Here is a 26,303-nt window from a genome sequence, read left to right on the forward strand (position 1 = left end):
CCCGGTCGTACCGCGAGTTGACGGCGTGGGTCGGGAGTGAGAACAATATGGACATGGACCTGTCAGACAGCTGGGTAGTCAGGCGCCCCGTCACCGCGCGGGTCAGCGCTGCGGAGGCGGTCCTCACGGATCTTCGTGACGCGATCACGTCCGGTGCCTTGTCGGTCGGTGAACGACTTCCGGCGGAGGCGTCCCTGGCTACGCGGCACGGTGTCAGTCGATCGGTGATCCGCGAGGCCCTCCGTTCCTGTCATGCGCTCGGGCTCACGGAGACGAAGTCGGGCCTGGGCACGTTCGTCGTCAGCAATTCGATCGCCCGCGATCTGGATTTCGGCAGTTACGCCGCGCAAGAACTCGTCGAGGCGCGGCCGCACGTGGAGATTCCCGCCGCGGGGTGGGCGGCCCAACGGCATTCCGACGAGGACGTCGAGGTGCTGTGCGGCCTGGTGGACCGGATGCGAGACGAGAGTGATCCACTCGTGTGGGTTGCACTGGATGCCCAATTGCATGGGCTGATTGCTCGGATGAGCGGGAATCGCGTCTTCGAATCGGTGATTGTCGACATACGCGAGACGCTGACCCGTCAGTCCGAGACTCTGAATCTGCTTGCCGGCCGTAGAGAGAAGGCGAACGACGAGCACGCGCGGATCGTGAGCGGAATCGCGTCCGGAATTTATGACCAGGCCGCGCGTGCCATGGCCGAACATCTGGACGCGGTCCGGGCGGCACTGAAATCCGTTGTCGGGGAGTCCGGTCCGACTGACCGCAACTGAGGAGGCTAGTCGTACGCGCCGGCGATCGACCCTTCGGCGAACCTGGATAAGCCCTCCCGAATGTGTCGCGCCCACAACCCGCCGATCCCATCCACCGACTCCAGATCGGCCGCGGTCGCGGCGAGGAGTGACTGCAGGGTTCCGAACGATCCGACGAGCCCGTGGATCTGGTCGAACTGCAGACGGGGCACGCGGGTCAGGACGCGGTAGCCGCGGGGGCTCATCGGCGCCTCCAATGCTTCGACGGTGCCCGGATATCCGAAAGCGTGGGCCAAAGTTGTGAGGTCGAGAAGCTCTACGTCCGTGATCAGGTCGAGTGCCGAAAGCAGCTTCTCGACGTCGGCGGTCCGGGCCGGGCCGGGGCCGGCCACGTAGTCGCGCGCGATGATTTCTCGGTCCGCGTCGTGGCCCCCGACGAGTTCCCCGAGTTGCAGTGCCAGTTGGCGCCCGTCGGTGCCCAGTTCGAGCACGTCCTGCTCGATCTCCACGGACACGCGGCGCACCATTTCCAGTCGTTGTACCACGGTCAGCGCGTCGCGCAGCGAGACGAAATCTTCGATTTCGACCACTGATAGCTGCCGAGTGACCTCGTCGAGGCGCGCCTTGTACCGCTCAAGGGTGGCGACCGCCTGGTTGGCCCGCGACAAGATCGTGGCTGAACCTTCGATGACGTGCCGGATGCCGCCGACGTAGACGCTGACGATGCTCATCGATTGGCTCACCGATACGACGGGGTAGCCGGTTTGCTGGGCCGTTCGCTCTGCGGCGCGGTGCCGGGTGCCGGACTCGACGGTCGGTATCGTGTGGTCCGGGACCAGTTGGACGTTGGCGCGCACGATGCGGGAGCCGTCGGTGGACAGAACCACGGCGCCGTCCATCTTGGACAGCTCACGCAGTCGGGTGGGCGCGAACTCCACATCGAGATCGAAGCCACCGTCGCAGATCTCTTCCATCTGCTCGTCGTAGCCGAGGATGATCAAGGCGCCCGTGCGGCCACGCAGAATGCGTTCCAGGCCGTCGCGAAGTGCAGTTCCGGGAGCCAGCCGGGCGATCGTTTCGCGCAGTGCAGACGACGACTCGGCATCATCCATAGCCCAATACTCCCGCCGACGTAGAGGTCAGATGTAGGGACCGTAGTGTAAACCGGTTCAGACTCGCACATAGATTACCTGTCCGCCACTGGTATCCGGATGTTGTCCGACAACCCGTGCGCTGGGCTGGTGGACGGCTTCCACGCCGCAGCTCAGCCGCGCAGAGCGGAGATCGCCGCGTCGAGGTTCCCAACCTCGGTGACCTTCATGCCGGCTGGCGGCGCCCCGGAGTCGAGGGGCACCAGGGCTCGGTTGAATCCCAGACGGGCCGCCTCCGCGAGGCGCCGCCCCACCCCGGGCACCCGGCGAACCTCCCCGGCGAGGCCCACTTCGCCGAGGATCACGAGTCCGTCGGGGACGGGCTTGTCCTGCACAGCAGACGCGACGGCGAGGGCGAGGGCGAGGTCGGCGGAGGGTTCGGTCATCCGCATGCCGCCGACGGTTGCCGCGTAAACGTCGTTCTTCGCGATTGGCACCCCGCACCGTCGATCGAGCACGGCCAGCACCATCGCAACGCGGGCGCTGTCGAGTCCGCTCACCGCGCGCCGAGGTGCGGGCATGGACGTTGCGGCGACGAGGGCCTGGACTTCGCCGAGCATTGGCCGTTTGCCGTCCATCATGACGGTGACCGCCGTCCCGGGGACGGCTTCGGCGCGGTGGTGCAGGAACAGTCCGGACGGGTCGCTGATGCCGGCGATGCCGTCTTCGCGCAGTTCGAAGCAGCCGACCTCGTCTGCCGCACCGAAACGGTTCTTGACGCCGCGCACCATGCGGAGGGTGGAGTGTTTGTCGCCCTCGAAATTCAGGACCACGTCCACGAGGTGCTCAAGCGACCGTGGACCGGCGACGGCTCCGTCCTTCGTGACATGACCGATCAGCAGCACGGGCACGCCACTGGCTTTCGCGAGGGATGTGAGCGCGCTGGTGACCGCCTTCACCTGGGTGACTCCGCCGACGACCCCGTCGACATCCGCAGCGCACATGGTCTGGACGGAGTCGACGATCAGCAGGGTGGGGCCGACCTGCTCCACATGGCCGAGGATGGTCGCAAGGTCGGATTCGGCGGTGAGATAGACCCTCTCGTGCACCGCGCCGGTCCGATCGGCGCGCAGGCGCACCTGCCCCGCAGATTCCTCACCCGTGACGTAGAGGGACCGGTCGTCGGGGCCGCGCCGGGCCCACTGGTGAACGACCTCGAGTAACAGCGTCGACTTGCCGACGCCGGGTTCTCCGGCGAGAAGGACGACCGAACCCGGCACCACCCCGCCGCCGAGGACACGGTCGAGTTCGCCGATGCCTGTCGGCTTGGCGCGAGTGGACGTGCTGTCGATCTGGGTGATTGGAGTGGCCGGGCTGGACGGAAGTACAGCGCCCGCACCAGCTTTTGCGAGGGAGGCGCCGGTTCGGCTGGCGACCGACGCAATGATCGGCGCCTCGTCCATCGAACCCCAGCTGTCGCACTCCGGGCACCGCCCGACCCATTTGGGAACCGTGCACTGGCACGACGAGCAGCGAAAATTGGATCTCGGTTTGGCCACCCGATCAGACTAGATATCGGGTCCGACAGCGGACCCGATACGGCTTCTAGTGTCCGCCGCCTTCGGCTTCGCCGCCGGGTGACTTGTCGGAGACGTGGCGCTCGGTCTCGGGGCCGGCGTCTACGGGCACCGAGACGGTGACATCGCCGGCGTTCTCGAACGTGAAGGTGACCGGGAAGGTGAGGCCGGGTCGCACGCCTTCGTTCAGATCGTCGAGGGTGACCAGCAACACGCGGGTAGGTGCGTCTGCGTTCTCGTCCGACTGGTTCAGCGCTACCAAGCTGTCTTCGAAGGCCTGCACCGGGGGTCCTGCGGCCAGCGAGGTATGCGGTGCGATCTCCAGACCGCCGGTGGCGGTACCGATCGTCACGGACTGGGCGAAGTCCGTGGAGATCCCGGTCAGCCTGTCGGCGACGGACTCGTTGTTGTTGATCGCGGTGAACGCGAGGACCGCGTTGCCGCCGGGTTCGATGCTGTACTCGTCGGAGTTGGGGTACACCACGTGCACATTGCGCAGCGCGATCGATCCGCTGTCAGCACTGTTGCCGTTGACCGCGGCGACCTGGCTCGAGGTCTGGGTGATCTGGCCCGAACTGCAAGCTGACAGCGTGAGGGCTGCGCCGGCAGCGAGAGCAACGGCGGTAGCGACTCGGCGAGTCGACTTGTCGAGAGCAGTCACGAGTTGTCCTCCAGTTTCAGGTTCGCACTCCGACTAGAAAGAGTAGTAGTTCCTCCGTGCGGCCTGCCCTCTGGGTACTCGCAACGGTTGCCTGCGTGGCAGTTCGGCGCCGCGAAACACCTCCTTGCAGGTGTTCGGCATGCACGTATCGGTGGCTCTGTCAACCCCCATAATCAGGCGTCGACGCCCCTGACCTGCGCCGTTGATGAGACCAGGATTCGGGCACGTGTTAAACTCATAAGATCGAAAGGGGCACGGGACAGATGATTTTTAAGGTCGGAGACACCGTCGTATATCCCCATCACGGTGCGGCATTGATCGAAGATATTGAAACCCGCACCATCAAGGGTGAGAAGAAGGAATATCTCGTTCTCAAGGTTGCCCAGGGTGATCTTACCGTCCGGGTTCCAGCAGACAACGCAGAGTACGTGGGCGTTCGCGACGTGGTCGGCCAGGAAGGGCTTGACAAGGTCTTTCAGGTTCTGCGGGCACCGCATACGGAAGAACCCACCAACTGGTCTCGCCGGTACAAGGCGAATCTCGAAAAGCTCGCGTCGGGTGACGTGAACAAGGTTGCCGAGGTTGTTCGTGACCTGTGGCGTCGTGAGCAGGATCGCGGACTGTCCGCGGGAGAGAAGCGCATGCTCGCGAAGGCGCGGCAAATCCTCGTCGGCGAACTTGCGTTGGCTGAAGGCACCGACAGCGACAAGGCTTCGACGATCCTCGACGAGGTTCTCGCGGCCGCGTCCTAGACAGCCGCGATACCCACGGTGGCCGAACCCTCGGGTCCTGTCATAGCGCTGGTGCCCGCCGCAGGTCAGGGTGTGCGATTGGGCGAGGGTGTGCCCAAGGCATTCGTTGATCTCGGCGGGACAGCCATGCTCGTGCGCGCGGTCGACGGACTCCTGCAGTCGGGGGCTGTCGACCGAGTGGTCGTGATCGTGCCGGAAGACTTGGTCGAGTCGACTCGGACCTTGCTGCCAGTCGAAGTCACTGTCGTGGCAGGTGGCAGTGAACGTACCGATTCGGTTCGGGCGGGCCTCGCGGTCGCGGACGACGCACAGTATGTGCTGGTGCATGACGCTGCGCGTGCTCTCACGCCGCCGTCGCTCATTGCGCGCGTCGTCGCGGAGTTGCGTTCAGGGCGTACCGCAGTAATCCCCGTCTTACCAGTCACGGACACGATCAAGACAGTCGACGTTCTCGGTGCGGTTACCGGCACACCCCAACGGTCCGAGTTGCGGGCCGTGCAGACACCACAGGGCTTTGCGGCGGAACTGCTCCGCCGGGCCTACGCTGAGGCCGACGGTCTCGCGACCGACGACGCCGGATTGGTCGAGCGACTCGGCGAACCGGTCCGCAGCATCGTTGGTGAACCCACAGCATTCAAGATCACCACACCTCTGGACCTTTCGCTGGCCCGGGCGCTGGTCGAAGAAGGGACGAGCTAGTGAGAGTCGGAATCGGGACCGACGTCCACCCGATCGAGCAGGGACGTCCGTGCTGGATGGCTGGTCTACTGTTCGAAGACGAGAGCGGCTGCGCAGGCCATTCCGATGGCGACGTGGCCGTTCACGCGCTGTGCGACGCGCTGCTCTCTGCTGGGGGTCTCGGCGATCTCGGTTCCGTGTTCGGCACGGACCGACCCGAGTGGTCGGGCGTGAGCGGGGCAGCAATGCTTGCGGAAGTGCGCCGACTTCTCGAAGTGGATGGTTTCGGTGTGGCCAACGCGGCGGTCCAGGTGATCGGGAACCGTCCAAAGATCGGTCCTCGGCGAAACGAGGCGCAAAAGGTGCTGGGCGGCCTTCTGGGCGCACCGGTTTCGGTGTCCGCAACCACCACGGACGGCCTCGGCCTCACCGGGCGCGGTGAGGGGATAGCCGCGATGGCCACCGCGTTGGTCATTCCCCATTCAAGAGCCAGGTAAGATCGCTGGTCGTGACTCTGCGCCTATTCGACACCGAGACGCGGGCCCTGCGTGACTTCGTTCCGCTGGCTCCCGGACACGCATCGGTGTACTTGTGTGGCGCCACGGTGCAGGGAGACCCTCATATCGGTCACGTACGCAGCGGAGTCGCATTCGACGTGCTTCGCCGCTGGCTGCTCGCGCACGATTATGACGTGGCGTTCGTCCGCAATGTCACCGACATCGAGGACAAGATTCTCACCAAGGCCGCTGATGCCGGTCGGCCGTGGTGGGAGTGGGCGGCCACGTTCGAGCGGTCCTTCATCTGGGCGTACCAGCAACTCGGTGTCCTGCCCCCGTCCATCGAACCGCGTGCCACCGGGCACGTCACGCAGATGGTCGAGATGATGCAGCGACTCATCGACAACGGCCACGCGTACGCGGCCGATGGTGACGTCTACTTCGACGTCCGAAGCTACCCGCAGTACGGCAGCCTCTCGGGGCACAAACTGGACGACGTGCACCAGGGTGAGAGCGCCGGTCGAGGCAAGCGCGATCCACGCGACTTCACGCTGTGGAAGGCAGAGAAGCCGGGCGAGCCTTCATGGCCGACGCCGTGGGGCCGGGGCCGTCCAGGCTGGCACCTCGAGTGCTCCGCCATGGCCGAGTTCTACCTCGGCGCGTCGTTCGACATCCATTGTGGTGGGATGGATTTGGTGTTCCCTCACCACGAGAACGAGATCGCGCAGGCCAAGTGCGCGGGTGACGGCTTCGCGCAGTACTGGCTGCACAACGGCTGGGTCACCATGGGCGGCGAGAAGATGTCGAAGTCGCTCGGCAATGTCCTTTCCGTGCCGAACGTGCTGGAGAAGGTTCGGCCGCAAGAACTTCGGTACTACCTGGGCAGCGCGCACTACCGCTCGATGCTCGAGTACTCCGAGACCGCACTCGAAGAGGGCGCAGCGGCATACCGGCGGGTCGAGTCGTTCGTCACCCGAACACAGGAGCGGACCGGTGAGGTGCCTGTCGGTAGGTGGACAGAGGCGTTCGGGCGTGCGCTGGACGATGACCTCGCCGTCCCCGCGGCGCTGGCCGAGGTGCACGGCAAGGTGCGTGAGGGCAACATCGCTCTCGACGGCGGAAACCTCGAGGGTGCGCGGGAGATCGCATCACAGGTCCGGGCAATGCTGGGAATTCTCGGTGTCGACCCGCTGGACGATCACTGGACTCAGGGGACTGCGGATGCGTCCGCGGCAACCGACGCCCTGGACGTGCTGGTCCGGGCCGAGCTCGAGCGCAGGCAGATGGCCCGTGCCGAGAAGGACTGGGCTGCGGCCGACGAGGTGCGGGACCGTCTCATTCGGGCGGGCATCGAGGTCACCGACACCCCCAACGGGCCCGAGTGGTCTCTCAAGGCAGGACAGTAGTAATGGCTGGAAATTCAAGTAGGCGCGGATCCATCCGCAAGTCCGGCACCAAGAAGGGGCAGGTCGCAGGTTCCGGTGGTCAGCACCGCAGGGGGCTGGAAGGCCGCGGGGCTACACCGCCTGCCGAGGCCCGCACCAAACACCCCGCCGCCAAGCGGGCCGCGCGCGCCACAAGAGAAGCCGAGAAGCAGTCGGGTCGCGGTGGTGGTCGTCAGACCGCGGGCCGGAAGGTTCTCGACGGGCCCGAGAACGTGCTGGGCCGCAACCCCGTCGTCGAGTGTCTGCGGGCGGGGGTTCCCGCCACCGCTCTGTACGTCGCTGTGGGAACCGAGAGTGACGATCGTCTGAAGGAATCCGTTCAGCGGGCGGCCGACGCCGGCATCTCGATTCTCGAGGTACCACGCACCGATCTCGATCGGCTCAGCGCCAATGGTATGCATCAGGGCATCGCGTTGCAGGTACCGCCGTACCGCTACGCGCATCCCGACGACCTGCTCACCGAAGCACGCAAGCATCAGGAACCGCCGCTTCTCGTGGCCCTCGACAACATCACCGATCCCCGCAACCTCGGCGCCGTCGTGCGCTCGGTGGCCGCGTTCGGTGGGCACGGAGTGGTGATCCCGGAGCGTCGTAGCGCGTCGGTCACCGCCGTGGCATGGCGTACCAGTGCCGGAGCCGCGGCCCGTCTGCCTATCGCTCGCGCAACGAATCTTACTCGCACGCTGAAAGATTGGGCGTCCAAGGGTGTGCAGGTGGTCGGTCTGGACGCGGGTGGCGACACCACACTCGACGAGTTCGACGGCAGCGGCCCGATCGTGGTCGTGGTCGGCTCCGAGGGCAAGGGCCTCTCGCGTCTCGTTCGCGAGAACTGCGATGCCATCCTCAGCATTCCGATGGCCGGACCGGTCGAATCGCTCAACGCGTCCGTCGCGGCAGGAGTCGTGCTCGCCGACATCGCGCGCCGGCGTAGGGGCTAGCTTCCGGCGGCGGTCAGGTCGTCTCCGGCCTTCAGGCCGGAGAGGACGTCAAGGGTTGACGATGACATCGAGCACGAATGTGCGGCCGGACGCAACGGTAGCCAAGGCGCGCTGAAGCGCAGGTCTCAGTGTGCCCGGGTTCGCCACGCGCTCGCCCGCGCCGCCGTACGCTTCGGCGACCTTCGCATAATCGGGGGTGGGCTCGATTATGTTGCCGACGAAGTTGCCCTCCCGGACCGCTGCGCTATCGGGGTAGTACTTCAGCATATTCTTGGTTTGGGAGGCGTACTGCTGGTTGTTGCAGAGCACAATCAACAGCGGGACTGCGTATTCCTGGGCGAACCCAAGCGCGGCCGGCACCGGGTTGTAGTGCCAGGCCCCGTCGCCCAGGATCGAGACGACGATCTGGTGCGGTCGCGCGAGCTTGACGCCCAATGCGGTACCCAGGCTCGTACCGAGAGCTCCAGCCGCGCCGCGATACTGCAGAAATGACTTGCGCTCGAAGAGAAACTGCAGCATCTGTGGCGTCTGCGCAATGATTTCGTTGACGCAGATCGCGTCGTCGGGTAAAGCGTCGTGTAGTTCGCGGAACAGGTCGGCGGCCGGCACGAAATCAGTTGCCTGCGCGGACGCCTGCTGGGCATCCTCTACGCCCTTGGCGCGAACGCTCTGGCTATAGCGGGCCCCCCGCTCGGCCGCTTCGGGCCCGCCTGTCGATCGCTTGCCGACATTGGTGGCGAGCGCTTCGAGGTTTAGGGCGAGGCTTCCCGGGATCGTGTGCGTGGTCGGGTAGCCCCAGTACGCGGCGCGTGGCCGCATGGGATCTTCGTCGACGTGGATGACCGCGCATCCGGGACGCAACGCGAGTTGCGGTGGATGCCACGGCGCGTTGCAGCCGGCCAGTAGGATCGCGTCGGCTTCGCCCAGCACCGGTTCGACCGGCCCGGCAACGTACAGCGGGTGCGACCGCGGGAAGTTGTGATAGGCAGGCGACATGGGTTCGAAAACCGGTGCGGAGAGCGCTTCGGCGAGCCGTACCAGGGTGTCGCGTTCGTCGACGGTGCGACCGCCATGCTCGGTGATGATCAGCGGGGTGGCTGCACCGGAGAGGATTTGGGCCACCTGCGCGATCTGTTCTTCCGTGGCAACGACGGGCGTCGGCGGAACCCAAGTCGGGATGTCGCCGTGGCCTTTACCAACCAGCAGGTCGAAGGGGATCTCCAGAACGGTTGGGCCGAGTGGCACCGATTCGGCTATAAAGCAGGCCCGGCGGAGTTCGTGAACCAGCTCGGATGCTGTCCGTGCCCGCTTGGTCCATTTGGTGACGGCTTCAGCGTTTCGGGCCGGTCCAACGAGATCAACCAGCAGGGAAGGCCATTCCGGACCGGGGTCGGTGTCGGGGTCTTCGCCGTAGGTCATGGTATCGGGGGAGAGCACGGTCATAGGTGTGCGTTCCTGCAGGGCGGTGTGCAACCCCATGGATCCGTTCTGGACTCCGATAGATGTTGGCAGGAAGACTATCTGGCTTCGGCCCGTGGCCTTGTAGTACCCAGAGGCCAGGCCAATCGCCAAGAGTTCGTGACGACAACGGTAGTAGCGCAGTCTCATGTCGCTTCCGCGACGGGCAAGCGCTTCCCAGATCGGCGCCATTACCGCGATCGGCGAGGCGAAAATGCAGTCCACCTCTTGGGATTCCAACTGCTCCAGAAGGACCTCAGCGCCGTTTTTGGCGGAATTCGTGTCGGGCATGGGTGGCTCCACCTCAATAGAGGAATTTTGACTCGATCGTAGGCGTCACTCAGATGTCTCGCCATCCACGCTGGCACGCCACCGCTCCCACATCATCGGTCGACAACGAAAAGCCAAGTCACTTAGGACGGCGAACTCGGCTGACCGTGTGTCCGCCAAGCGGGACTTCCTGAATAGCGGTTGATCTGATCTTGGTTTCGACACGTCAAGCTGTGGCATGGCGGGCGCTCGAACCTGCACTGCGCGCGCCCGCCACTTGGCGACTCGTCACCTCGGGATCTTCGATGCCACCTCGCGGTGGAACCTGACGCGGTGACCAGGCCGCAACTGCGCGGCAGCGGGAAGGTCATCCTCGGCCACTACGGCGATTACTGGATATCCGCCCGTCACAGGGTGATCGGCGAGAAACAGGATCGGCCGGCCATTGGGCGGCACCTGCAGCGACCCCGCCACCATTGCCTCACTCGGCATCTCGTCCGTGACGGAGCGGTGCAGCGCTCCCGGACCCTCGAGCTTGGCACCGACGCGGTTGGTGTCAGCGCTGACGGTCCACGTTTCGCGGAACAGAGCCGCGACCGACGCTGCGGTGAACCAGTCGTCCCTCGGTCCGGGTCGGGCGTGCATCATCAGCGGATCCTCGGGAGTGGCCGGCGGGGGAACGAGTTCGTCGGCCGGCCAGGAGTCGGTCTCCGCGCCCACCGGGAGTCGGTCACCCGCGGCGACGGGATCGGGTCCGATCCACGACAGGGTGTCGGTGGAACGGCTGCCCATCACTGCCGGTACGTCGAAGCCTCCGCGTATTGAGAGATAACTGCGAAGGCCTACGGACGTGTACCCCAGTTCCAGCAGATCTCCGCTGTTCAGATGCAGCATCGTGTAGTCGGCGCACGATTCGGAATTCACGGTGACCGGTGTACGAGCGCCGGTCACCGCCACAGAGACGGTTCCGGCCGCACGCACGGCGAGCCCGCCGAGAACCACCTCGAGGGTGGCGGCGCCGGATTGATTGCCCACCAACCGGTTCGCGCAGTCGTGCGCGAACCGATCAGCGGCACCCGATTCACCGACCCCGACCGACGCATATCCGGGGCGGCCACGATCCTGCACTGTAGTGAAGAGTCCGGTGCGTACGACCTCGAGACAAGCCATGGTTCGATTGTCCCGCATCTGCGGTCCCCTGGATATCGACCTTCGCGTGGAACCGGCTTCCGCGGATGGGTTCAGAGCGCGGCGACCGGATATCCGTGAGCGGCACCGACCTCGGCGGACAGCAGTTTTCCGTCGTGGGTGCTGAGGCCCTCGGCAAATCCGGGAATCGTTGTGGTCGCTTGTTCCCAGCCCTTGTCGGCGAGCGCAACGACGTAGGGGAGAGTCGCGTTGGTGAGCGCGTAGGTCGAAGTCCGAGGCACCGCTCCAGGCATGTTCGCGACGCAGTAGAACACGGAGTCGTGGACCAGGTAAGTGGGATCGGCGTGCGTGGTGGGGTGGGAGTCCTCGAAACAACCGCCCTGGTCGATGGCGATGTCGACGAGCACCGAGCCCGGCTTCATACGCTGCACCAGGCTGTTCGGCACCAGCTTCGGGGCCTTCGCGCCGGGGACGAGGACGGCGCCGATCACGAGGTCGGCGTCGAGTACGGCCTGTTCGAGTTCGAGGGTATTGGACGTGATGGTCTTGACCTGGCCGTGGTATCGGTCGTCAATTTCGCGGAGGCGGGCGACGGACAGGTCGAGGACGGTGACGTCGGCCTGCATACCGTGCGCGACGGCGATGGCGTTCTTGCCGGAGACGCCGGCACCGATGACGACGACCTTCGCCGGTCGCACACCGGGGACGCCGCCCATGAGTACGCCGCGGCCGCCACCCTGGCGCATCAGATGATAGGCGCCGGCCTGCGGCGCGAGGCGCCCGGCGACCTCACTCATCGGGGCGAGTAGGGGCAGGGAACCGTCTTTGCCGACGACGGTTTCGTAAGCGATCGAGGTGGTCTTCGAGGCGAGGAGGGCGTCGGTGCACTCCTGGGATGCCGCGAGGTGGAGGTAGGTGAAGAGCACCTGGCCCTTGCGTAGCCGCGAGTACTCCTCGGCGATTGGTTCCTTGACCTTCAGTACCAAGTCCGCAGACTCCCACACCTGGTCGGCGGTCGAGAGCATGCATGCCCCAGCGGATTTGAAGTCATCATCCGAGAACGATGAGCCCGCGCCTGCGCCGGATTCGATGATCACCTCGTGGCCGTGCTCGGCCAGTTCATGAATGCCGGCAGGGGTGATCGCCACCCTGTATTCGTGGTTCTTGATCTCGCGGGGAATTCCGATTTTCATGATTGGCTCCGTAGCAAGGTGGAAGAGTCGTCGCCGGAGAAGTTCGACGCGTTGCAACCAATTGTGAATAAATCCCGCTATCATGCCAATAGATGTGAAGATAATTCTCTAGATTGGAACCATGTCTTCCAAACATTCATCCATTGGTTCTTCGTCGGCGCCCGCGCCGAAGGATCTTCGGTCTGCGCCACCCCTCGACGACATCGACCGAATCCTGCTCGATCGGCTCTCTCGTGACGCCCGCATACCGAACAATGCTCTCGCCGCAGCTGCCGGTATCGCACCGTCAACCTGTCTCGGGCGGGTGCGATCCCTCGTCGATCGCGGGGTGATTCGCGGCTTCCACGCGGACATCGACCCGGCCGCACTGGGCCGGGATCTGGAGGCGATGATCGCAGTTCGCGTCCTGGCAGGTGCGAGGAAGAGCCTGGGCGCGCTATCGACGCAGCTCGTGGCCTTGGACGAAGTGCTTGACGTCTATTTCATCGCCGGTGCCGACGATTATCTGATTCACGTGGCAACGCAGAACAGCGGGGAATTGCGCAATTTCGTTCTCGAGCACCTGAGCGCGCACCCGGCGGTCGCATCGACCGAGACCATCCTCATCTTCGAGCATGTCCGGCCTCGCGGCGGCGCTGTCGCGTGAGTGGTTCTCGGCCCGTATGCCTCACTCCGCTACGAAGTGGACCACCACACCGGGGCGGAGCAGGGCTGGGGGTGTGCGTGCGGGGTCCCAGATCGGCTCGTCCGTGGTCCCAATGAGCTGCCACCCGCCGGGCGAACTGCGAGGATAGATGCCGGTGAATCCGCCGGCGAGACCGACCGCCCCCGCGGGAACACTGGTGCGGGGCGAGTCGCGGCGGGGGACCAGCAGTTCGGGAGCATCGCCCCTGAGGTATCCGAAACCGGGGGCGAAGCCGCAGAACGCTACCGTCCAGGGTGTCCCGGTGTGAGCGGCGATCACGTTGTTCACATCGAGCCCGGTGTGTCCGGCCACCTCCTGGAGGTCGGGACCGTCGTAGTGAACCGCAATCTGTATCTCTTCCCCCGGAGCCTCGGTCTCCGGCGGCTGTGGTTCTGTCGTGCGAACCCACTTGGCCACGCGATCCCTTCGGATCACCCAGCGGTCGAATCGGATGAGAATGGTGCGCGCAGCGGGGACCACCTCTCGGATTCCGGGTGGGCGGGATGCGTCGAGAGTGCGGAAATGTGCGAGCACGGTGTCCAGATCCTCGAACTCGGCGAGGATCGCCGCTTCGCCGGCGTCGAGGATGCGCATCAGACGAAAGGCCTCACTGTGACGCACTCAGTGTCGAGTAAAGACCTTATGGCAGTTGTTAATGCGACGGACTTGGGAGTATCACCGTGTACGCAGACGGATTCGGCTGTGACCGAGAGTGGAGTGCCGTCGACGGCATCGAGAGCGTGATCGACGACGAGTCTGCGAACTCGCTCAGCCACCACCATCGGATCGTTCAGGACGGCCCCGTCCGTCGTCCGGGGAACCAGGGTTCCTTCGGGCGTGTAGGCGCGGTCGGCGAACGCCTCGGCGACCGTACGAAGCCCGGCCGACTCGGCCTCCTCGAAGAATATCGAGCCGGGGAGGCCCAGGACCGGAAGCGTTTGGTCGTAGGCGCGGATCGCCGCGACCACTGCGCGGGCCTGTTCGCGGTGATGCACGATCGCGTTGTATAGGGCTCCGTGCGGCTTGACGTAAGTCACAGAGGATCCGGAAACCCGCGCAAGGCCGTCGAGCGCGCCGATCTGATAGATGACATCGGCTGTCAGGTCGCGTGGCGTGATATCGATGAACCGACGCCCGAACCCGGCGAGGTCGCGGTAGCCCACCTGCGCTCCGATACGGACTGTGAGGTCAGCCGCGGCAGTACACGTGGACAACAGTGTCGCGGGATCACCCGCATGGAAGCCACAGGCCACGTTGGCGCTGGTGACCAGTTTCAGCATCGCCGAGTCGTCGCCGAGGGTCCAAGCGCCGAAGCTCTCGCCGAGGTCACTGTTCAGATCGATTGCCGACACGTATTCGATACTAGAGTTGGTGGCGATGTCGGCGCCGTATTTCCCCGGCCACCTGTCGAGTAGGGCATCAGTGTGCGTGTGCGGGAACGATCCGTCCGGCGTTCTTTCGCCGCGATGATCCGGTGAGGCGGCACACGAGGTAGATGACGAACGAGATCGTGGTGACGAAACTCGACACCGGTACACCGGGCGCCAGAGATAGCAGGATACCGCCGACCGCGGCGAGTTCCGCGAACGCGATCGACAGGATTGTGGCCTTCAGCGGGTTCGCGGTGATGTAGGCGGCGGCCGCGGCGGGGGTGATGAGCAGAGCCATCACGAGCAGCGCTCCAACGATCTGGACGCCGAGCGCGGCGGTGATGCCGACGAGCACAGCGAAGACGATCGACAGCGCGCGCACGGGAACGCCGCGGGCTTCGGCGACGTCGGGGTCGGTGCTCGCGAACAGGAGAGGCCGGTAGATCAACCCGAGGACACCGATGACCAGCACGGCGCAGAGCAGCAGAAGTTGCAGTCCGTGGTTGCCCGGGGCCACGATCTGACCGATCAGCAACGAGAAACTGGTGCCGGTGCGGCCCTGATACGACCAGATGAACAACACCGACAGGCCGAGGCCGAACGCCATGATCACGCCGATCACGGAGTCACGGTCGCGGGCTTTCGAGCCGAGTAGTCCGAATAGGACCGCCGCGACCACCGAACCGACAATGGCGCCGGCGCCCACGCTGACGCCGACCAGGAGCGCCGCCGACGCACCGGTCAGTGAGAGTTCACTGGTCCCGTGCACCGCGAACGACATTTGCCGGCTGACGATCAGGGGGCCGATGGCGCCGGCCAGCAGGCCCAGGATGGCACCGGCGAGCAACGCTTGCTGAACGAAGTCGTACTGCAGGAGAGTGACGGTGGTCGAGACGTCGAACATGCGCGACATCGCGTCGGTGAACTTGTTGCTCATGCGTGTTCCTCGCCCGTGTGATGCACACCCTCGCCGGGCCGCAATCCGCCGGCGCTGCCGAGTGCGTCGATGGCGTCGCCGGTGCCGATCACGACGAGACGGCCGCGGACGTGCAGCACCTCCACGTCGGTGCGATACAACTCGGAGAGCACCTCCGAGGTCATGACGTCTTCCGGTGTGCCGATCCGAAACTGTCCGTCGACCAGGTAGAGCACGCGGTCGACCAGCGGGAGGATCGGATTGATCTCGTGCGTGACGAAGAGCACGGCGGTGTTGTGGGTGCGGCGACGGCGGTCGATCAGACCGGACACCAGGTTCTGGTTGGCCAGGTCCAAGCTCAGCAGAGGTTCGTCGCACAGCAGTATCTGCGGATCGCCCACGAGGGCCTGGGCAATGCGCAGGCGTTGCTGCTCACCACCGGACATCGAGCCAATCGGCGCGTCGGCGTAATTCTGCGCACCGACCTCGGCGATCGCGGCGTCGACGATCGCGTGCCGGCGGCCGCGCCGAAGAAATCCGGTGCCCCACCGGTGTCCGTCTACACCTAGCCCGACGAGGTCGCGTCCGCGCAGCGGCAACCCGTCGTCCAGAGACTTCTGTTGGGGGACGTACCCGACATGCGAATTACCCGCACGTGCGGGAGATCCGACGATCTTTGCCGATCCGGCACTGAGCCCTAGTTGGCCGAGTAGCACTTTGAGCAGCGACGTCTTGCCCGATCCGTTGGGCCCGAGAACGGCAACGAACTCGCCGGGTTCGACGGTGAGATCGAGGTCTTCCCACAGTGTGCGTTCGCCGAAGGACAGCCGCGCCCCCGTCAACTCCACAGCGGGGATGCGACCGTTGTCAGCGGTTCTCGATGTAGGTTCTGTCACGAGCCGATCAGTTCGATTGCAGCGCTGCGGCAAGCGCGTCGGCGGTGTTGGTTTGCCAACGAATGTAGTCGAGACCCTCAGGCAGGGTTTCGGTCACCTCGACGACGGGAATCCCCGCGGACTCGGCCGTGGCCCGTGCGTCCTGGGTGACGCGGTCCTGCGTCTGCACGTTGTAGACGAGTGCCTTCACTTCGTTGTCCGTGAGCAGTTGCCGCATCGCGGCGATCGCTGCTGGGGCGGGATCGTTGCCGTTCTCAATGGCACTCGTGAAGTCGGTCGGGGTGAGGTCATTCACGTCTGCCGACCGTAGGAGGTAGTGGGCGATCGGTTCGGTTTGTGCGACGGGGGCGTTCGGGTGCGCTGCCGCGATCGCGTCGGTTGCGGCCGAGATCTGCTCGAGTTGGCCGTGAAAGTTGTCGGCGTTGGTCCGGTAGGCGTCGGCGTTGCTGGGGTCGAGTTCGCCGAGTTTGTCTGCGATAGACCGCGCGGTCGCGTTGACCGTGTCGGCGTCGAACCAGACGTGCTCGTTCGCGTTGCGGCGGTCGTCGCCCTCGTGCGTGTCGGTCGCCAGCAGGTCGAACGCGTTGACCGTGAGTTGGTTGCTGCCGCCGGAGGCGATGATGTCGTCGACGAACTGGTCGTATCCGCCGCCGTTGTAGACGATCAGGGACGCGTCGGTGAGTCTTGCGGCGTCGGACGGGGTCGCCTCGAACGAGTGCGGATCGGACGATGGCTCGGAGACGATCGAGGTGACGGCGACCTTGTCGCCCGCGACGGCCTGCGCGACGCTGCCCCAGACATTCGTCGACGCGACGACGGTGAGGGTACCGTCGCCACCTGTGCCGGAGGCGCAGGCAGTGAGCGTGAGAGCCGTGGCGAACGAGAGCCCTGCGACCGCTGTGGCCACACGAAGAGATGGGGAACCGCGCACAGAAAACTCCTGACCAAGACCGAGCGCTATACGCTATTGGAAACCGTTACCATTATACTTTAGCGGATAGTGCCTGGTAGTGCACTTTCGGTACAACCTCGATGAGCCTCGGCCCGGTCCAGGTACTAACGTCCCCCTATGCCTAGACCTCGACAGCCTCGTCGCCAAGCCACGTTGGCGTCGCTCGCGGCCGAGTTGAGTATTTCGCGAACGACGGTGTCCAACGCCTACAACAGGCCGGATCAGCTTTCGCCGGAACTTCGTGACCGGGTGCTGCAGGCAGCGAAACGGCGCGGCTACGCAGGCCCCGACCCCTTGGCCCGGTCCCTCCGCACGCGTAAGGCTGGTGCCGTGGGACTGTTGCTCACCGAAGCCCTCAGCTACTCCTTCCGAGATCCCGCGGCGATGCGCTTTCTGTCCGGACTCGCGGAGTCGTGCGAGACCGCCGGACAGGGACTGCTCCTGATTCCGGCCGGCCCGGGCCGCAGGGAAGAGGACGCCGCCACTGTCGTCCAGCAGGCCGGTGTCGATGGTTTCGTCGTGTATTCGGTGGCCGACGACGACCCGTACCTCGCCGCGGTATGTGAGCGGCACCTGCCGATGGTCGTCTGCGATCAGCCGCGGGAAGTTCCGGGCGCATCGCTCGTGGGAATCGACGACCGTGGCGCGATGTGCGATCTCGCCGACTATCTGATCGGTCTCGGCCACCGCGACATCGGTGTGCTGAGTATGCGATTGGGCCGTGACCGTTCGGACGTGCTCGCCGACGCCGAGCGGTTGCGGTCACCGAACTTCCACGTGCAGCGCGAGCGGATCGAGGGGGTGCGCGACGCCCTGTCCACCGCGGGTCTGGACCCCGGAAGGCTCACGGTCGTCGAGCGATTCGAGCACACCGGAAAGTCGGGCTATTCCGCCGCGGCCGAGGCGCTCGACGTCAATCCCCGAATCACCGCACTCGTGTGCACGACCGACGTCCTCGCGCTCGGCGCGCTGGATTGGGCGCGTCGGCAGGGTATCGACGTGCCCGGCCAATTGTCGATCACGGGCTTCGATGGCGTCGACGACGCACTGCGTGAAGGCCTGACCACCGTCCGGCAGCCGCAGGAGGAGAAGGGACGTCGGGCAGGGGCACTGCTCCTGCTGCCTTCGCGTTCCGGTGGCGCGACCGTCGAGATGCTCAGGACCGAATTGCTGCCCGGCTCGACAGCGGGACGGTCCGCCAAATATTGATCCGCAGCTTCAGGCCAGTACCAGTACTGATCCGCAGCTTCAAGCCAGTAGTTGAGCGCAGCGCAGCAGGCCGAGGTGGCTGTAGGCCTGGGGATGGTTGCCCAATGAGCGTTCGGCGACGGGGTCGTACTCCTCGCTGAGGAGCCCGGTTGGTCCGGCCGCGGCGACCAGTTGCGCGAACAGTGCCTCCGCCTGCGACCGCTGACCGATCAGCAGGTACGCCTCGACCAGCCAGGCCGCGCAGAGGTGGAACCCGCCTTCGTTGCCGGGCAGGCCGTCGTCGTGGTGGTACCGATACACCGTTGAACCACTGCGCAGTTCCGCCTCGGTCGCGGTGACGGTCGCGGTGAACCGCTCATCCGACGGATCGATCAGCCCCGACAGCCCGATGTGCAGGGTGGCGGCGTCGAGATCAGTGCCGTCGTATGCGGCGGTGTAGGAGCGGACCTCCTCCTTCCAGCCCTTCTCGCGCACCTCCTCGGCGATCTTGTCGCGCAACGGCATCCACCCGGGTGCGATGTCTCGGCCGAAGTGCTTCGCCAGGGTGACCGCGCGGTCGACGGTGACCCAGCCCATCACCTTGGAGTACACGTGGTGGCGCGGGTTGTCGCGAATTTCCCAGATTCCGTGATCGGGCTCGAACCAGCGCCGCTCTACGGCCTCGACCATCGCGCACAACAGTTTCCAATCGCGGTCGTTGAGCGCAACCTCCGCGCCCTGCCTCTCACGGGCGTTGGCCAGATCGGAGATCAGTTCGACGATGGGTCCGAACACGTCGAGTTGCACCTGCTGATTGGCCGCGTTGCCGATGCGGACGGGCCGCGAACCGGCGTATCCGGGCAGTGAGTCGATCACGGCCTCGGGAGGCAGTCCGGCGCCGTAGAGCGTGTAGAGGGGGTGCAGGCGTTCGGGGCCGGGTAGTGTCTCGAGCACGTCGTGCACCCAGGAGAGATAGCCCTCCGCTTCTCCGAGCGAACCGAGGCTGACGAGCGCGGACGCCGTGAGTGCGGCGTCGCGGAGCCAGCAGTAGCGGTAGTCCCAGTTGCGGACTCCGCCGATCTCCTCCGGTAGGGAAGTGGTGGCCGACGCCATGATCGATCCGGAGTCGACATGCACCAGACCACGGAGGGTGAGCGCCGAGCGCTTCATCAGGTCGGGCTTCAAGGTGGGGAGGGTGAGTTCCTTCGCCCAATCCGACCAGTACGACTCCGACAGGGCCCGACGCTCGGCCTCGGGAGTCTCCGAAGGCCGGATATTATCTGTGCCACAACGCAATTCCAAAATGATAGCGCCATCGGATGGATCGACCACGGCGTGAGCCGTCTGCTGATTTCCGTCAGAAATGACGTTCCACTGCACTCCTGGGGAGCGCAGGACGATCGGGTCGTTGATGCCGTGTACGCGCAATCCTTCGGCGAGCACCTCGATGGTGACCTGACTTTGGCCGAACTCGGGCCGCGGTGCAAACGATACGACGGCGGCGGCCCGACCGGTGATCACACGGGTCAGGTCCGTGCGACCCGGTTGCACGTCGTGCGGCAAGTAGTCGGTCACAGCGAGGCTCGCCCACCGCGTCTGCACCGTCATCGTGCTGTCAACGTATCGCTGGCTCAGCGGCAGGGCGCTACGGTGCGGGCCGACGCTGAAGTGGCCGGCTTCCGGCCCGCCGAGTAGGTGAGCGAACACGGATGCCGAGTCGGGTTCCGGGTGACACAGCCACGTCAAGGTTGCGTCGGGCGTAACGAGTGCGACCGTCCGTGGGCTGGCAAGCATCGTGAGGCGCTCGATCGGCGGAGCGTGCGCCCCGGACAGCCAGGTGCGACGCTCGTCGAGTAGAAACGCGAGGGCGGCGGCCACGTCTTCGGTGCTGGACACCCGGAACTCGGCGAGGCTGTCGCCGTCGCCGACCTTCACGCCGATGTCCGGACCTTGGAGTCGCTGGAAGGCATTTTCGTCGGTGACGTCGTCGCCGAGGAATACGGCTGCGGTGGCGGCTTCCTGGTGGCGGATCAGGTCGAGAGCATGGCCCTTGTCGGTGGCGACGACGGCCAGTTCAACCACGGACTTGCCTTCGGTGACCTCCACGCCCACTCGCTGTCCGGCATTGGCGTACACCGTCGCCAGAGCCTTCGCGCCCTCCTCCGGGTCAGCGTTGCGTACATGGAGGGCGACGCTCGCCGGCTTGGTCTCCACCGACGTGCCCGGATGCAGTGCCGAGATCAGCTGGATTTCCTCGGTGATCTCACGGAGCAGCCGTTTCGCATTGGCATCGATCGCATGGATGAATCCGATGTCGAATTCCGAGCCGTGGCTTCCGACGAGTTGAACCTCGGCGGGCAGTCGCGACAGCGCGGCCAGATCCTTCAGTGCCCGTCCCGAAATGACGGCCGCCGTCGTACCTGCAAGCCCGGCCAGTGCCCGGAGGGCACGCACCGATTCGGCATGGGGGAACGCCTTCTCCGGATCGGAGACGATGGGGGCCATCGTGCCGTCGTAGTCGGAAGCGACGAGCAGGCGAGGAGTCCGCGCCACCCTCGCGAGGGCGCGACGAAGTTCGATAGGCAGATCTAGGGCACTCACATGATCAAATCTAGGTGATACGACGGCACCGAGTGCGCCATCTTCGTGTGCAACGCTCGGATCGCGTCCTACTCGGGTCTGCGGCTTCCGTCGCCTAGCAGCAGTTCAACGGTGAGTTCCAGCCGGTTCGCGACATCGGTCGCCGAAGATCGTCGTGTGAGCCAGGCCACCAGGTTCGACAGCCACACGTCGGAGATGACACGGGCAATGGCCAACTGTTCGGCAGTGGGCTCGGTGTCCGTCATGGCTCGCGCGAAGAGGCGGTCCATCAATCTGCCTACGTGGTCCACCTCTGCGGCCGCGGAGGCGTCGGCGAACATGAAGGCGCGCGTCATCGCTTCGGCCAACAGCGGGTCACGCTGCATGGCCCGGGTGATCTGGCTCAGGATCAGCTGCATCCGCTCGAGTTGGTTGCGACCCGGAGGGTTCTTGCCTCGAGAATCGATCCGCTCGAACTCACGCGCGAGCGCCGACACCAGCAGGTGCACCTTGGATGGAAAATATCGGTACAGCGTGCCCACCGCGACATCGGCGCGCTCGGCGACCGCCCGCATCTGCACGGCTTCGTATCCGCCCTTGGAGGCTAGGGACAGGGTGGCATCGAGGATGCGCTTGCGCCGGTCCTTCTGAGCGTTGGAACCGAGTTCGTCCTCGCCCAGCGTCGCCGCAGCGATCGGCGCGGACTGTGATCGAGAGCTGATCGTCATAACCTGTTTTCCTTCGTGCCTTGACTCAGGGCCCGTGCCATATTAGAACACGTTCTAGATGAATGTGTCATCTAAGAGAGGCGGATACTCGTTGTGACAATCGCCACCACCGAGGAACAGAGGGCGGCAGCGGGCTCGATCCGCGCTTGGGCGCGGGCCGCGAACCCAGTGGCCACGGTACGCCTGGGGCCAGCAGATTCGTGGCGTTCCTCCTGGTCGTCCTTCGCCTCGCTCGGAACTTTTTCGGTCGCCGTACCCGACGAGGTCGGCGGGTCGGGAGCCGCGATCGTCGATCTCGCCGCCATGCTCGAGCAGGCGGCGAACGAACTCGTACCAGGCCCTGTGCTCTCCACCGCTCTCGTCGCTCTCGTGGTCGGGCGCAGCCCCGGCGCTGCATCGAAACGATGGTCCGAGGATCTTGCAGAGGGTGCGATGCCGTGCGCCGTGGCCCTAGGCAATCCTCCGGTTATCGCAACGCTCGGCGCCGACGGCGGGTTGACGGTCACCGGTGACGCAGGCTTTGCGATCGGCGGCGACGCGGGGTTGTCGGTGCTGTTGCCGGCCGCGCTGGGCGACGGACTGGTGTGGTGCCTGGTCGACGGCGAGTCCGACGGCTTGGAGATCACGTGTGCCGACCCGGTCGACAGGAGTCGTCCGCTCGCGCGTGTGCGCTGTGAGGGTGTGACGGTGGGGCCAGACCGGGTGATCACGGGCCTGAGGGACGGGCTGGTCTCCGACCTCGCCGCGACGTTGGCCGCGGCGGAGGCATCCGGCATCGCTAACTGGTGTCTGCGAACGGCGGTGGAGTACGCGAAAATTCGAGAACAGTTCGGTAAGCCGATCGGATCGTTCCAGGCGATCAAGCACCTCTGCGCCGAGATGCTGTGCCGCGTGGAGCAGGCCGGCGCTGCGGCATGGGACGCAGCCGTGGCGGCGGAAGACGCGTGGGATGCGGACGGCGGCGAGTTGCCCATCTCTGCGGCGGTCGCCGCGTCGATCACGCTCGATGCGGCCGTCGAAACTGCGAAGGACTGCATTCAGGTGCTCGGCGGCATCGGCTTCACCTGGGAACACGACGCCCACTTCTACCTGCGTCGGGCGGTGTCGCTGCGGCAACTGCTGGGCGGTTCCGCCCGATGGCGGGCACGCGTGGCCGAGCTGACTCGCAGTGGAGCGCGCAGGCACCTGTCGGTCGATCTCGGCGACCTCGACGACGAGCGTGCGCGGATCCGCGCCGAGGTTGCCGAACTGATGGCGCGGCCGGAATCCGAGCGTCGCGTGGCCCTCGCGGAGTCGGGTTATCTGGCCCCACACTGGCCGAGGCCGTACGGGCGGGGTGCGCTCGCTGCCGAGCAGATTCTGATCGAGGAGGAACTGGCGGCCGTCGGCGTCGGCAGGCCCGATCTGGTAATCGGCTGGTGGGCTGTACCCACCGTTCTCGAGCACGGCAGCCCCGAGCAGATCGAGCGGTTCGCGACACCCACGTTGCGCGGTGAGATCACCTGGTGCCAGTTGTTCAGCGAACCTGGGGCAGGGTCCGATCTCGCGGCACTGCGGACGGTCGCCGAAAAGGTCGAGGGTGGGTGGAAGCTGAACGGTCAGAAGGTGTGGACATCGATGGCGAAAGAAGCGGATTGGGCAATCTGCCTTGCCCGTACCGACCGCGACGCACCCAAACACAAGGGCATCACCTACTTCCTCGTCGACATGGCGAGCCCCGGAATCACCGTCTCGCCGCTCCGTGAGATCACCGGCGACGCACTGTTCAACGAGGTGTATCTCGAGGATGTGTTCGTGCCCGACGAGTGCGTCGTCGGCAATCTCGGCGACGGCTGGAAACTCGCCCGCACCACGCTGGCGAACGAGCGCGTCGCGATGGGCGGGGGATCGTCACTCGGCGATGCGGTGGAGGAACTGCTTCGACTCGCGGGCGACGGTGACCCGGTGACCGACGATCGGTTGGGTCAGTTGATCGGCAACGCCCTCGTCGGATCGCAACTCGAACTGCGCACCACGCTTCGGCAACTCGACGGGCAAGACCCAGGACCCGAATCGAGTGTGCGCAAGTTGGTGGGCGTTCGCCAGCGCCAGGCGGTTGCCGAATTCGCCCTGGAACTCGGTGGCGTCGAGGGCTTGGTGGACGGTCCGCTGTCGCGGGAATTCCTCAACACCCGCTGCCTGTCGATCGCGGGCGGGACGACGCAAATCCTGTTGACGGTCGCGGCTGAGCGCATCCTCGGCTTGCCACGCGGCTGACTCGGACGACGACGGGGCTTTTGCGCGTTCGAGGATGGTGATACAACTAGAACACGTTCTAAATCGAAAGTGGGTTTTTCAGCGTGGACTTCACTCGAGATGAAACCCAGGAGGCCGTGGTGCAGGTCGCTGCCGGACTCCTGGCCCGCGACCTGGAAGGCGACGCCCTGTGGGCAGCGTTCGCCGAAGCCGATCTGCTCACGCTTGCCTTGCCGGAACGTCTCGGCGGCGAGGGTCTCTCGGTCACCGATATTGGCGCCCTCCTCACCGAGGTAGGGAGGAGGGCGGCACTGGTCCCCGCGCTCGCGACCCTCGGGTTCGGGGTGCTGCCCATCGTGGCGCTGGGCGAGGACTCTCAGCAGGATGCCCTGCTGACCGGTCTTGCCGACGGCCGCGTGTTCACCGCCGCGCTCGTCGAACCCGGCGCGCAGTTCCCGGCCCGGCCCTCGGTGACTGCGGTCGCCGACGGAGATGCCTATCGCGTCGCCGGGCGAGTGCTGGCGGTTCCGTTCGCGGAGAGGGCTTACCGGATCCTGGTTCCGACCGACTCCGGTGTCGTGCTGGTCGAACCGGGCGCGGACGGGGTCACGCTCACTCCCACACCGTCAGCGTCGGGCAGTCCGGAGTTCGCGATCACCTTCGACGACGCGCCTGCCGAACTTCTCGCACCCGGCGAGGACGCCGTGCAGACTCTCTATCGCATCGCACTGGCGTCGATCGGCGCTGTCGCAGACGGACTGCTTTCGGGTGCAACGGTTCTGACCGGAGAACACCTCGCCACCCGGCATCAGTTCGGCAGGCCACTGGCTACGTTCCAGGCCGTCTCCCAGCAGATCGCGGACGTCTATGTCACTTCACGCACGCTTCACGTGTCCGCACTCGCGGCGTCGTGGCGTGTGTCCGAAGGTCTGGACGCACAGGACGATTTGGACGTCATGGCGTACTGGGTCGCCGCGGAGGTGCCCGCCGCGATGCAGGTATTGCACCATCTTCACGGCGGTATCGGTGTTGACGTCACCTATCCGCTGCATCGGTATTACTCGACCGCCAAAGACCTGGCCCGCCTCGTGGGCGGCGCCTCGTACCGACTCGACCTCGTGGGGGCCCGATGTTCATCGATCTGACCGACGAGCAGCGTGAACTGCAAGCGGAACTTCGACGCTACTTCTCTGGACTGATCAGCCCGGCCGAGGCAGCGGCGATGCGCACGGAGCGCCACGGATCCACCTACCGTGAGGTCATCCGCAGGATGGGCAAGGACGGTTGGCTCGGAGTCGGCTGGCCGGTGGAGTTCGGTGGTCGCGGTTTCGGAGAGATCGAACAGCAGATCTTCGTCAACGAGGCCACGCGAGCGGATATCCCGCTGCCCGCCGTCACACTGCAGACGGTCGGTCCCACCCTGCAGAAGTACGGGACGGCGGAGCAGAAGCGCAAGTTCCTGCCCGCGATTCTGGCCGGTGAGGTGCACTTCGCGATCGGCTACACCGAACCCGAGGCCGGCACCGACCTCGCGGCACTGCGTACCGCGGCCGTACGGGTGGGCGACGAGTACATCGTCAACGGTCAGAAAATCTTCACCACCGGCGGCCACGACGCCGATTACCTGTGGCTCGCAGTGCGGACGGGGTCGGCGGATTCGCGTCATCGGGGTATCTCGATCCTCATCATGGACACCAAGGACCCGGGCTACAGTTGGACGCCGATCATCACCTGCGACGGCGCGCATCATGTCAACGCCACCTACTATTCCGACGTCCGGGTCCCCGTCGAAATGCTCGTGGGGGAGGAGAATCAGGGTTGGCGACTGATCACCACCCAACTCAACCACGAGCGCGTCATGCTGGGGCCCGCCGGTCGCGTCGGAGGTCTCTACGATCGCATCCGGAACTGGTCTGCGGCACACGATCTGCTCGACGAACCGGACGTCCGGCGCGTGCTCGGCGAGATTCATGCGACGTACCGACTCAACGAACTGCTCAACTGGCAGGTGGCGTCGAGTGATTCGGACGTCATCGACATCGCCGACGCTTCTGCGACAAAAGTGTTTGCCACCGAACGTATTCAGCGGATCGGCAGGCTCGTCGAGGAGATTGTCGGGCGGTATGGCGATCCCGCGGATCCGGAGACCGCCGACCTGATGCGCTGGCTCGACATGCAGGCGAAACGCAACCTGGTGATCACGTTCGGGGGCGGCGTCAACGAGGTGATGCGCGAGCTGATCGCGACCGCCGGCCTGAAGCTGCCCCGAGTCCCGCGATAGGAGTGCCGCCT

General features: G+C 65.5%; 24 protein-coding genes. 11 read left to right on the forward strand and 13 right to left on the reverse strand.

The annotated features are described in order from the left end of the window. Positions 1–53: 53 nt before the first annotated feature. Positions 54–773 carry a FadR/GntR family transcriptional regulator gene (locus RM2_RS00330; protein WP_072687179.1) on the forward strand — a complete coding sequence of 240 codons (720 nt, stop codon included), beginning with the start codon at positions 54–56 and terminating at the stop codon, positions 771–773. A gap of 5 nt (positions 774–778) precedes the next feature. On the opposite strand, the gene disA is transcribed toward RM2_RS00330, so the two are convergent. From disA to RM2_RS00345, 3 genes are all read right to left on the reverse strand, one after another. Next, entirely contained in the window at positions 779–1,864 is a 1,086-nt protein-coding gene (gene disA, locus RM2_RS00335) for a DNA integrity scanning diadenylate cyclase DisA (protein WP_072686866.1), read from the reverse strand. Positions 1,865–2,016: 152 nt separating this feature from the next. Then, positions 2,017–3,402, reverse strand: coding sequence for a DNA repair protein RadA (radA, locus tag RM2_RS00340; protein WP_072686867.1), 1,386 nt, complete (start codon positions 3,400–3,402; stop codon positions 2,017–2,019). Between the two features lie 46 nt (positions 3,403–3,448). Next, positions 3,449–4,081 carry a copper chaperone PCu(A)C domain-containing protein gene (locus RM2_RS00345; protein WP_072686868.1) on the reverse strand — a complete coding sequence of 211 codons (633 nt, stop codon included), beginning with the start codon at positions 4,079–4,081 and terminating at the stop codon, positions 3,449–3,451. Positions 4,082–4,344: 263 nt separating this feature from the next. On the opposite strand from RM2_RS00345, the gene RM2_RS00350 reads away from it, so the two are divergent. The 5 genes from RM2_RS00350 to rlmB are packed head-to-tail and all read left to right on the forward strand — an operon-like array spanning position 4,345 to position 8,391. Further along, on the forward strand, positions 4,345–4,833 hold the full coding sequence (locus RM2_RS00350; protein WP_072686869.1) for a CarD family transcriptional regulator: 489 nt from the start codon (positions 4,345–4,347) through the stop codon (positions 4,831–4,833). Positions 4,834–4,851: 18 nt separating this feature from the next. Then, a complete protein-coding gene (gene ispD, locus RM2_RS00355; RefSeq protein ID WP_072686870.1) occupies positions 4,852–5,532 on the forward strand; it encodes a 2-C-methyl-D-erythritol 4-phosphate cytidylyltransferase in 681 nt (226 codons plus the stop codon). Continuing rightward, positions 5,532–6,008: a 2-C-methyl-D-erythritol 2,4-cyclodiphosphate synthase gene (ispF, locus tag RM2_RS00360; protein ID WP_072686871.1), complete on the forward strand. Its 477-nt coding sequence runs from the start codon at positions 5,532–5,534 to the stop codon at positions 6,006–6,008. Before ispD ends, ispF begins: the two co-directional genes overlap by 1 nt. Positions 6,009–6,019: 11 nt before the next feature. Continuing rightward, positions 6,020–7,414 (forward strand): cysteine--tRNA ligase, encoded by a 1,395-nt coding sequence (gene cysS, locus RM2_RS00365; protein WP_072686872.1) that lies wholly within the window; start codon positions 6,020–6,022, stop codon positions 7,412–7,414. Between the two features lie 2 nt (positions 7,415–7,416). Beyond that, entirely contained in the window at positions 7,417–8,391 is a 975-nt protein-coding gene (rlmB, locus tag RM2_RS00370; RefSeq protein WP_072686873.1) for a 23S rRNA (guanosine(2251)-2'-O)-methyltransferase RlmB, read from the forward strand. 48 nt (positions 8,392–8,439) lie between these two features. Here rlmB and RM2_RS00375 read toward each other — a convergent pair whose 3' ends face one another. The 3 genes from RM2_RS00375 to ald form a co-directional block, all read right to left on the reverse strand. After that, positions 8,440–10,140: a thiamine pyrophosphate-dependent enzyme gene (locus RM2_RS00375; RefSeq protein ID WP_072686874.1), complete on the reverse strand. Its 1,701-nt coding sequence runs from the start codon at positions 10,138–10,140 to the stop codon at positions 8,440–8,442. A 267-nt stretch (positions 10,141–10,407) separates the two neighbouring features. Beyond that, positions 10,408–11,289 (reverse strand): 5-oxoprolinase subunit C family protein, encoded by an 882-nt coding sequence (locus RM2_RS00380; protein WP_072687180.1) that lies wholly within the window; start codon positions 11,287–11,289, stop codon positions 10,408–10,410. A gap of 71 nt (positions 11,290–11,360) precedes the next feature. Next, positions 11,361–12,461 (reverse strand): alanine dehydrogenase, encoded by a 1,101-nt coding sequence (gene ald, locus RM2_RS00385; protein ID WP_072686875.1) that lies wholly within the window; start codon positions 12,459–12,461, stop codon positions 11,361–11,363. A 121-nt stretch (positions 12,462–12,582) separates the two neighbouring features. Between ald and RM2_RS00390 the strand changes: the two genes are divergently transcribed. After that, positions 12,583–13,107, forward strand: coding sequence for an Lrp/AsnC family transcriptional regulator (locus RM2_RS00390; protein WP_072686876.1), 525 nt, complete (start codon positions 12,583–12,585; stop codon positions 13,105–13,107). Positions 13,108–13,128: 21 nt separating this feature from the next. Here the strand turns inward: RM2_RS00390 and RM2_RS00395 are convergent, their stop codons facing one another. The 5 genes from RM2_RS00395 to RM2_RS00415 all read right to left on the reverse strand — a co-directional run bounded on the left by RM2_RS00395 (position 13,129) and on the right by RM2_RS00415 (position 17,259). Continuing rightward, positions 13,129–13,740 carry a 5-oxoprolinase subunit B family protein gene (locus tag RM2_RS00395; RefSeq protein ID WP_072686877.1) on the reverse strand — a complete coding sequence of 204 codons (612 nt, stop codon included), beginning with the start codon at positions 13,738–13,740 and terminating at the stop codon, positions 13,129–13,131. Further along, positions 13,740–14,498: a LamB/YcsF family protein gene (locus tag RM2_RS00400; RefSeq protein ID WP_072686878.1), complete on the reverse strand. Its 759-nt coding sequence runs from the start codon at positions 14,496–14,498 to the stop codon at positions 13,740–13,742. The genes RM2_RS00395 and RM2_RS00400 overlap by 1 nt, the downstream gene beginning before the upstream one ends. A gap of 67 nt (positions 14,499–14,565) precedes the next feature. Then, the gene (locus RM2_RS00405; RefSeq protein ID WP_072686879.1) at positions 14,566–15,453 is read right to left on the reverse strand and encodes a metal ABC transporter permease; all 888 of its coding nucleotides are present in this window, start codon (positions 15,451–15,453) and stop codon (positions 14,566–14,568) included. Further along, positions 15,450–16,328, reverse strand: coding sequence for a metal ABC transporter ATP-binding protein (locus RM2_RS00410; protein WP_072686880.1), 879 nt, complete (start codon positions 16,326–16,328; stop codon positions 15,450–15,452). Before RM2_RS00410 ends, RM2_RS00405 begins: the two co-directional genes overlap by 4 nt. Before the next feature lie 7 nt (positions 16,329–16,335). Continuing rightward, positions 16,336–17,259 (reverse strand): metal ABC transporter solute-binding protein, Zn/Mn family, encoded by a 924-nt coding sequence (locus tag RM2_RS00415; protein ID WP_072686881.1) that lies wholly within the window; start codon positions 17,257–17,259, stop codon positions 16,336–16,338. 138 nt (positions 17,260–17,397) lie between these two features. Here RM2_RS00415 and RM2_RS00420 point away from each other — a divergent pair, with 138 nt between their 5' ends. Beyond that, entirely contained in the window at positions 17,398–18,489 is a 1,092-nt protein-coding gene (locus RM2_RS00420; RefSeq protein ID WP_072686882.1) for a LacI family DNA-binding transcriptional regulator, read from the forward strand. A gap of 39 nt (positions 18,490–18,528) precedes the next feature. Here the strand turns inward: RM2_RS00420 and otsB are convergent, their stop codons facing one another. Beyond that, positions 18,529–21,069: a trehalose-phosphatase gene (gene otsB, locus RM2_RS00425; protein ID WP_072686883.1), complete on the reverse strand. Its 2,541-nt coding sequence runs from the start codon at positions 21,067–21,069 to the stop codon at positions 18,529–18,531. A 68-nt stretch (positions 21,070–21,137) separates the two neighbouring features. After that, entirely contained in the window at positions 21,138–21,776 is a 639-nt protein-coding gene (gene kstR / locus RM2_RS00430; protein WP_072686884.1) for a cholesterol catabolism transcriptional regulator KstR, read from the reverse strand. Positions 21,777–21,869: 93 nt separating this feature from the next. Here kstR and RM2_RS00435 point away from each other — a divergent pair, with 93 nt between their 5' ends. The 3 genes from RM2_RS00435 to RM2_RS00445 all read left to right on the forward strand — a co-directional run bounded on the left by RM2_RS00435 (position 21,870) and on the right by RM2_RS00445 (position 26,292). Further along, positions 21,870–24,032 carry an acyl-CoA dehydrogenase family protein gene (locus tag RM2_RS00435; protein ID WP_072686885.1) on the forward strand — a complete coding sequence of 721 codons (2,163 nt, stop codon included), beginning with the start codon at positions 21,870–21,872 and terminating at the stop codon, positions 24,030–24,032. Between the two features lie 83 nt (positions 24,033–24,115). Then, positions 24,116–25,156: an acyl-CoA dehydrogenase family protein gene (locus RM2_RS00440; RefSeq protein ID WP_072686886.1), complete on the forward strand. Its 1,041-nt coding sequence runs from the start codon at positions 24,116–24,118 to the stop codon at positions 25,154–25,156. Next, on the forward strand, positions 25,141–26,292 hold the full coding sequence (locus RM2_RS00445; protein ID WP_072686887.1) for an acyl-CoA dehydrogenase family protein: 1,152 nt from the start codon (positions 25,141–25,143) through the stop codon (positions 26,290–26,292). Before RM2_RS00440 ends, RM2_RS00445 begins: the two co-directional genes overlap by 16 nt. Positions 26,293–26,303 lie beyond the last annotated feature (11 nt).

This window comes from Rhodococcus marinonascens NBRC 14363, assembly GCF_001894885.1.
Taxonomy (GTDB): domain Bacteria; phylum Actinomycetota; class Actinomycetes; order Mycobacteriales; family Mycobacteriaceae; genus Rhodococcus_F; species Rhodococcus_F marinonascens.